This window comes from Sodaliphilus sp. (genome assembly GCF_045598405.1).
Classification (GTDB): domain Bacteria; phylum Bacteroidota; class Bacteroidia; order Bacteroidales; family Muribaculaceae; genus Sodaliphilus; species Sodaliphilus limicaballi.
In genome coordinates this window covers 21,011-27,936 of the sequence record NZ_JAZLLZ010000045.1, presented here as the reverse complement: position 1 = coordinate 27,936, position 6,926 = coordinate 21,011, and the positions used below count along the sequence as shown (strand labels likewise).

Here is a 6,926-nt window from a genome sequence, read left to right as displayed (position 1 = left end):
GCAGGCGTCTGCTGACTTCTCAAGGCTCGTTGTTACTGCTTATCCGTGCGGGCTCGCCCTTGAGGCCTCCCCAGTTATGGACGCATTCTTTCCACCTTATACCCGCTTGATTTACTCCGAGAGTTCCGAACAGTTATAGGACTTTGTCTTGTTATGCAGACTTATCCACTCTCATAAGCCTTGGTATCAAGTTTCTGTACGTAGGGCCAGATGTTTGCCTACGGCTTCCTTCAGATTCCACCTCGCGGTGGGCACCCTTGCCTTCGGCTGTAGCCTTCCCACTGTTAGGGCGGCTTGGGGACTTGCACCCGTTAGAATACGTTCGTGCTGGGCGAACATAAAAAAAGCGTATTCTGCAAATTCAGCAAAATACACTTTCTTTAAGAATTGTTGTTCCTAAAACAATGATAGAAAACCTTTTACTTTCTTAATATTTTTTTACCGTTCTGGATCACGATTCCCTTGTAGTCCTCGTTTACACGAACACCGAACAGGTTGTAGGCATCATGTGTTCTGCTTTCAGAGCTCTGCAAAGAAGAAATGCCTGTAAAGTCTTCGTCTACCTCAATGTTGTCTAAAGCGAAGTAAGCAGGTGTGTTGAGTCCCCAACTACCAACGTCGCTACCAGAGAAATAGAATGTGAGCATTGTGACCTTGCCCAGAGCCGAGAGGTCAACTGTCTTCCAATCCTTCTGAACAACACCGTCCTTGCAGAGGTAGAACTCTACAATGTTATCTTCATCGTCATCAGCAACTACTGTCACCTTTAACCATCCGTTAGGATCGTTCTGAAGAGTATTTGAGGTGCCATCGCCGATTGTCTCTGAATTGAGGACGTAAGATGTGGGGCAAACATCCATAGATTTGATGACGCGAGGCTTGGCGTCGTTGAAATAAACGTAGGTATAGTCGCCATATACAACAGCGAAGTTCTCTGAACCATTGCTCACAGGTACAGCGAGTTGATTATTGTAGCTGCTATTTTCGATGTTTGCATCGATGTAGTTAGAGATAGCCACGCCGCCACCCCAGAAACAACCGTCCATGTAAAGGTCAGTGAGTTCAGAAGAGAGAGTAGTTTTCTCGTCGGTCCAGTTATAAGTACCATCGCCATAGAGCTGCGGACCCATATACTGAGGATTATCAATCTTGGAAGAGAAATAGTCACCTTCAAAGGTCACAACGTCTTGGGCGATAGCCGAAAGAGACACCAGGCAAACAGCCAATAGAGTAAAGATTTTCTTCATTTTATTTGCATTTAAAAAGTTTATGATGTTAGATGTTTTAAAAAATCGGATGCAAAGATACTGATTTTTAATAAAATATGCAATTATTTCCTATATTTCATCAGTTAATTTGTTGTGCTTGCCAATGACATAACGACCGATGCGGATTAATCCATCAGAGCTCAAAGTGATAGCCAATGGTTGGGCACATTTGAACCGCCTGGTTATAATCGTTTTCTCCTCCATATTATTTCGTCACTATGTATTTGTTGAGGTCTCTCACTTTTATTAGAATGGGAGTTCCTACTGGGGTTTCTTCGGTTGTATTCTCGAGTATGAGTTTTGCTAAATCTATAGCCATGCCGTTTTCCAACTTATTGGGAACGACATCAAAGTTATAGAACATATATACTCGATTGTTGTATTTCTTGTATGCCCTTTGCTCGTATGTATTTGAAGGAAGTCTCTTGATATTAAACGGATATTTCAGAGCTTTCATCCTGTCATAGTTGGCAAACTCAGGCGTACCTTTTTCCGAACCTAGCATGTTGTATATCTCGGTCACATAACGCTCATCTTCTTTGTAGATAATGAGATGTGAAACGCTCATATATTCATGGGTAGGTCTCACAGCACCCTCTACGCCGGTACCCATGTCCAAACGGATGTTGTACTTCCCGTTTGTGAATACCCAGTTGCGATGGTTGTCGGCACGAGTACAGCCAACCAAGACATAATCATCGGGCGGCAAACTTAATGTTGCCTGTCCCTCAACAGCCGGCAGCACCGTGTGCGGGTCTATGCCTATACCACACTTTTCAACATAGAAGTGCTTGCGCAGTTCGGCAAGCAATGCCTCGTTGTTGCCCTCTGGATCTTGCTTGTCAAGTGCCAGTGAGAACACTTCATCGGTTCCGAATGGAGTGTATATCTTGCCGAGCGTCTGCTGGAAATGCTCTTTCAAGTATGCCTTGGCATCCACATTGGGGTGTGCCTGCATAGCATAGAAGGAGTATTTCTCGGTGAGCATTCTCTGTATCTCGCTGCGGAATTTTTCACGAACGTTTTTCTTCCATGCATCTTTCTGCAGGCTGTTGTTACGGGCATACAGAGAGATGACATAAAGGAAGTTTACATCATAGTGGCAAATGAGCAGCGTATCGCGGTCGAACAAGCGGTTATCGAAGTGAGTGTTCTCGAAGTGAGTTTTCTTCTTGTCGGTCACTTCCACCTCGTCCTTGTAACTGAGGTCTTTGTTCAGCTTGGCGCTGATAAAGAAGTTCGGTATCACATTGTAGCCCTCGGTCACATCATCACGTAGTTTGGGTATGTTGCCAAAGTTCTTCTTGTCATATTGCAGTTCAGCATCATCACGGTCATCGTTCATGAACAAATTCAGGTTCCACTGAATGACGTTCCTCGCGTAGGTGAACTGCTTGTAAACCGACTCCTTGCCCACCTGGTTGCCACGCTTGTAATACTTGGAGTCACCGATGTAGTAGATTGGTTTGTCCTCATCATGCGTGGTTAAACCTTGGTAGCTATACATGTGGTCAATGCGCTTGCCATCGTCCTGCTCTTTGAGTCCTGCAGGGATGTTGCGGTCGCCCACAAGTTCGTCGATGATTGCCTCAAAGACTATGTTGAAGTTCTTCACGAGCAGATACTCCTTTTGCTCGGTGCTCACATAGACCTGACGCGCAGTGTCGAAGAAAGCGTAGCAAAGGTCCCACAGTTGGAGAGCCTTGTCACTGAAATACTTGTATTTTATCTGACGCAGGCGCACCTTGCCCATGCCGTTGAGGTAGGTCTTGAACTGCTTGCCGGTAATCAGCTGGAAATTGCAGTTGATGGTCACGGGGAAGCCGTAGTGCTCGCTGATGTAGTTCAAGATTGAGAAAAAGATGACAAGCAACTCCTCATCAAAGTTGATCTGTCTCTTTTTGTTCACCGGGCGCAGGTAGATGGCATCCTTGCCTTGCACGATGGCATCGGTTGTGGCAATGGTGCGTGTCCAGTTTATCTTATTGAAGCCAGCGTGCAGGTTGCGCAGCACAAAGAAGAAGAAATTCTGGTTCTCCTTGTTGAACTGCACAAGCGACAGCAGGATGTCGAGGAAGGTATTGCTCAGGTGCCTGCCTCCCTTGCCCACCTCGGCTATCTTCTTGTGATAGACGATTGAGGTCTGGTTTCGCTTGTCGTTGTGGAACACCACGATCGAGCGGTAAATCCACACAGCGAACTCATAGATGAAGTCCTTTTCCTGCTGCGTCAAGGGGTTGTGGGCATCGAGGTTGATAATATCCTCGGGGCGATACTTGCCGAAAACAAGTTCCTCCTTATCGTCACCTACCTCGAGCAGCACCTTGGGAAGAATAAACACGCAGTCACGAACGCTCTCGTCGGTATTGTAGAAATAGCCGACGTAGTTCACGCTGACGTAGCCCTCGACGTTCTCCAGGGCGTCAATTCCCTTGAGAACATCCTTCACGTCAGCTGCCGCGTACTTATATTCTTCAATTATGATGCGCATCTTTGTTATTCAAAAGTTACCTTGATATCCTCCTGCAGACCTGCAGCGATTTCGTTAAGAATGCGCTCCATGTGTCTGTGCAGCTTGAAGGTCAAAATCTTGTAGTCGTTGACGGTGCGCCATGCGTAGTTTGCAGGAGGTTCGGTTCCCACAACCTGCTGGCCATAGCAAGTGATGTTGAGCGGAGCGATACGCTCAACACCTATTTTCTCAATTGCCTTGACGTAGGTCTCGAGGTCATTCTTCTCACGGATTTCATCTCCGTCGTATATGATGGTCATACCCACCTTGTCGTTTCCGTCGGTCTCATCCTCGCTACTGGCAAGGTCAACTTTAAGGTTGTTCAAGAACAACTCCACCTTATCTTTTTGAACAACGGCATTGCCTTTCAGGTCGGCAGCATAGAACTTGTTGAAAGAAAGTTCGGTGCCGTCTTTATCCTTAAATATTGAACCCTCGAAACCATAGTCTTTGAACACATCGTTCCACAGATAGAACACCACCTTGCCCACGAAGGTCTCGGGAGTGATCACACCATCTTTTGCCTTGCAGAAGAAGAAACCGAGTTTCTTATCTTCTGACTGGGTTGCTTCGCCTATCTGAGCGTTAATCTTCTCGAGGAATGACCACCAGCTGTATTTGCTGCCATTGACATCAATGGTCCAGGCGAGTTCCTTACCTGCTTCATCACGACCTTGGGCGATGGGCATATACTGCCAGTCCCAACGGCGTTTGAAAGCACTGTCAATGGGGAACAAACTCTGGTCACTAGTATTCATTGTTGCCCAAATATATAGATTGCTTGGCAACAACAGGATATCTCCTTCAAGGACTTCCTTGACTACATCACGACCTTTGTAAAGTCCGTTGATGGTTTCTGCATCAGCAATTGAAAGACCTGCAAGGGCTTTCTTCAGTTGCTTCTTCATGTCCTTATCTGCATTAATGGGATAGTCAGAGAATCCCCATTCATTGCGGTCGAGCAGTTGGAACAGGTCACCGAAGATTTGAGCGCAGTTACCGCGGTTGATTTCTTCGATAACAAGGAACTGCTTCTTTGGGTCTGCCTCATTCTCGGCATAAAACTTCCATGCCTTAACGTATGCCTGCAGGAATGCCTGGTCGACAAACTCATAGACGATGCGGTCCTCTTTGAGGACAACGCCATCTTCTAAGATGGGATGTCCCGACATATCTCGCAAAGTAATCTGCTTTGTGGTCGGTTTATAAGCACCCACAAAAGTAGAATAATCGCTATCGGGGTGGAAGGTTGTTCGAATCACGCTCTCGCCCTCGGTCTGCTCATTGATAGCATGAGACTTACCAGTACCCGGCGCCCCATAATAAATCTGCTGCAAGGACTCGTTTAGATTTCTATTTTGACTTCTGGATACAGATGGAGTATTAACTATCAACTCTACTGCTTTAAGAAATTTGATATAAGTCGAAATAGCATTATTATACTGACCATTACCTAATTTTTTGAATGTCATTCCTGGTTCAGTTGGCAACTCATCAAGATTAAGCAATTCATTTTGTAGTTCTTTCACAAATGAAGAACTTTCATACTCAATTAAATTGTTATATTCTGGATGTAAGGATTTTATAATTTTGTCAATACGACCAAACTGTGAATAATTTTGCCAACTACCAGAAGAAGTCGTACATTGTCTTATAAATTCCTGATATAATTGCAATCGTTATGTACTATCCATATATTTGATTATTAATACATTATCTAAAAAATAGTTGAAAAATGTATATTGTTAACTAATTCTCGTCTGCTGGCAACCTTACGAAACTTTCTTGTTGTTTATTGTTGTCTCTCGGGAATTCAACATGCACAAGGTAATGTTTAGTTATGTAGTCGTTAATAAAGCATTCCGAACATCCAAAGAGGAATTATATTCAGTGCGCCATATTCGATGTCATCCTTGACTACAAATGCTTTTTCTACCCCTCGTATTTGTTTTTGCTTCTTGTTGCGTCCTCCAACTTCAAAGGTGTACTCACCGACACGGAAGTCTGATACATCAGATGTTATTGGGTCACTTACAACGCGTAATTGATTCATGAAGAAAGTCTCTCGAACATTCCCGATTTCTGCTTGGTCAGTCTTGGCAAGCACATAAATGAGGTTAGTATTCTCTAAATACACCTTGTCCACCTTGCCCAGGGAACGCACTCCACCCGTTTGGTCGCGAAGTTGTGTGATTAGACCTGCTTCTTCGATATACAGCAGATAGTCGGCTACATTATTGCGTGATACACTCAGTACCTCAGCCAATGTTACCATATTGGGTTTAAAAGGTACACTCTGGGCTATCACAGCCATGAGTCGTTTCAGTTTTCTTCCTGTAGAAATGTTCATGCTGGCATACTCAGGAATATCTGTTTCTAATGTTTTAGTGACTACCCCCATGAGTTTTTCTTCGTAATTATCCTCTAAGGCAAAGGGATAATATCCTTTCTCAAGGTATCTGCGGAAATACATTATTGGTCGAAAATTTGACTCCATTTCCACTTTGTGTTCCAACACTTCTTCCAATGTGTATGTCTTACTCTTGATTCCCTCAAAAAGTTCAAGGTACTCTCGAAACGACAGCCCATACATTGTATATTTCACTGCTCGGCGTGAAAGATCAGCCTTGACACCTTTATTGATGTCAAGAATTGAGGAGCCCGAGAAAACTACTTTAAGTTCTGGGTGATAGTCATAAATCAATTTCAATTCGTGCGACCATCCCTCATATCGATGCACCTCGTCAATACATAGGTACTCACCGCCCATCTTGCAAAACTCATCAGCAAGATCCACAAGTTTATGAGAAGCAAAATAAAAGTCTTCAGCATTCACATACAAGCATTTATTCACATCCAACTCCTCCTTGATGTGCTGCAAGATCATAGTTGTTTTACCAACTCCTCTTGCACCAACAATGCCCACAAGGCGACCATTCCAGTTCACCTTGTAGTACATATACCTGTGGAAAGTACTTTCAGTTAGACTCAAAAGTCTCTTATAGTTTTCTAATAGTTGTTGCATCGTTGCAATATAAAGTTTATATTATTAAATGCACTGTCATAGTGCATAATAACGGAAATTATGCACTATGACAGTGCATTTTTATCGATGTTTTGCACTATGACAGTGCAAAATTACAAAA

At 43.9% G+C, this 6,926-nt stretch carries 4 protein-coding genes; all 4 read right to left on the bottom strand.

Annotated elements, in window-relative coordinates; all coding sequences use genetic code 11:
- Window positions 1–419: 419 nt before the first annotated feature.
- Window positions 420–1,247 (bottom strand): DUF4465 domain-containing protein, encoded by an 828-nt coding sequence (locus ACKI3C_RS04165; RefSeq protein ID WP_407402349.1) that lies wholly within the window; start codon window positions 1,245–1,247, stop codon window positions 420–422.
- A gap of 226 nt (window positions 1,248–1,473) precedes the next feature.
- Entirely contained in the window at window positions 1,474–3,759 is a 2,286-nt protein-coding gene (locus tag ACKI3C_RS04160) for a restriction endonuclease (RefSeq protein WP_407402347.1), read from the bottom strand.
- A gap of 5 nt (window positions 3,760–3,764) precedes the next feature.
- Window positions 3,765–5,117 carry an AAA family ATPase gene (locus tag ACKI3C_RS04155; protein ID WP_407402345.1) on the bottom strand — a complete coding sequence of 451 codons (1,353 nt, stop codon included), beginning with the start codon at window positions 5,115–5,117 and terminating at the stop codon, window positions 3,765–3,767.
- A gap of 512 nt (window positions 5,118–5,629) precedes the next feature.
- The gene (locus ACKI3C_RS04150; protein ID WP_407402343.1) at window positions 5,630–6,805 is read right to left on the bottom strand and encodes an ATP-binding protein; all 1,176 of its coding nucleotides are present in this window, start codon (window positions 6,803–6,805) and stop codon (window positions 5,630–5,632) included.
- Window positions 6,806–6,926: the final 121 nt, after the last annotated feature.

Coding starts and splice junctions, on each gene's coding strand:
- ACKI3C_RS04165 (WP_407402349.1), bottom strand. CDS start 1,247: ATGAAGAAAATCTTTACTCTATTGGCTGTTTGCCTGGTGTCTCTTTCG.
- ACKI3C_RS04160 (WP_407402347.1), bottom strand. CDS start 3,759: ATGCGCATCATAATTGAAGAATATAAGTACGCGGCAGCTGACGTGAAG.
- ACKI3C_RS04150 (WP_407402343.1), bottom strand. CDS start 6,805: ATGCAACAACTATTAGAAAACTATAAGAGACTTTTGAGTCTAACTGAA.